At 47.5% G+C, this 1,139-nt stretch carries 1 protein-coding gene; it reads left to right on the top strand.

Annotation, left to right across the window (positions count from 1 at the left end):
• Positions 1–1,137 (top strand): elongation factor Tu (gene tuf / locus FTV08_RS16080; RefSeq protein ID WP_180087657.1); only part of this gene is annotated, 1,137 nt, incomplete at its 5' end.
• Between the last annotated feature and the right edge of the window lie 2 nt (positions 1,138–1,139).

The following is a 1,139-nucleotide window of genomic DNA, read 5'->3' as shown; positions in this document are numbered from 1 at the left end:
GGTCACGTTGACCATGGTAAAACAACTTTAACAGCTGCAATTGCAACTGTATGTGCGAAGAAATTCGGTGGCGAAGCGAAAGACTACGCTGCAATCGACTCTGCACCAGAAGAAAAAGCACGTGGTATTACAATTAATACTTCACACGTAGAATACGATTCTCCAACTCGTCACTACGCTCACGTAGACTGCCCGGGCCACGCCGATTATGTTAAAAACATGATTACTGGTGCTGCTCAGATGGATGGCGCGATCCTTGTATGTGCTGCGACTGATGGTCCTATGCCACAGACTCGTGAACACATCCTGCTTTCTCGTCAGGTAGGTGTACCTTACATCGTTGTATTCTTGAACAAATGCGACCTTGTAGACGACGAAGAGCTTCTTGAGCTAGTTGAAATGGAAGTTCGTGAACTTCTTTCTACTTACGACTTCCCAGGTGATGACACTCCAGTGATCCGTGGTTCTGCTCTTCTTGCGCTTAACGGTGATGACAGCCAATACGGCGAGCCAGCGGTAGTTGCGCTTGTTGAAGCACTTGACTCTTACATTCCAGAGCCAGAGCGTGCAATTGACCTTCCATTCCTTATGCCAATTGAAGACGTATTCTCAATCTCTGGTCGTGGTACAGTAGTAACTGGCCGTGTAGAGACTGGTATCGTTAAAGTAGGTGAGTCTGTAGAAATCGTTGGTATCCGTGATACTCAAACTACTACAGTAACCGGCGTAGAAATGTTCCGTAAGCTTCTTGACGAAGGTCGTGCGGGCGAGAACTGTGGTGTTCTTCTTCGTGGTACTAAGCGTGAAGACGTACAACGTGGTCAAGTATTGACTAAACCAGGTGCGATCAAGCCACACACTAAATTCGATGCGGAAGTATACGTACTTTCTAAAGAAGAAGGTGGTCGTCACACTCCATTCCTTAACGGTTACCGTCCACAGTTCTACTTCCGTACTACGGACGTAACTGGTGCGATCGCGCTTAAAGAAGGCGTGGAAATGGTTATGCCTGGTGACAACGTTGAGATGTCAGTAGAGCTAATCCACCCAATCGCAATGGACCCAGGTCTACGTTTTGCGATCCGTGAAGGCGGTCGTACAGTGGGTGCTGGTGTAGTTGCTAAAGTAACTGCATAATC

It is taken from the genome of Acinetobacter sp. YH12226 (genome assembly GCF_013417805.1).
Lineage (GTDB): Bacteria > Pseudomonadota > Gammaproteobacteria > Pseudomonadales > Moraxellaceae > Acinetobacter.
The sequence above is the reverse complement of the archived record's forward strand: the minus strand, read 5'-3'. Positions and strand labels throughout refer to the sequence as shown.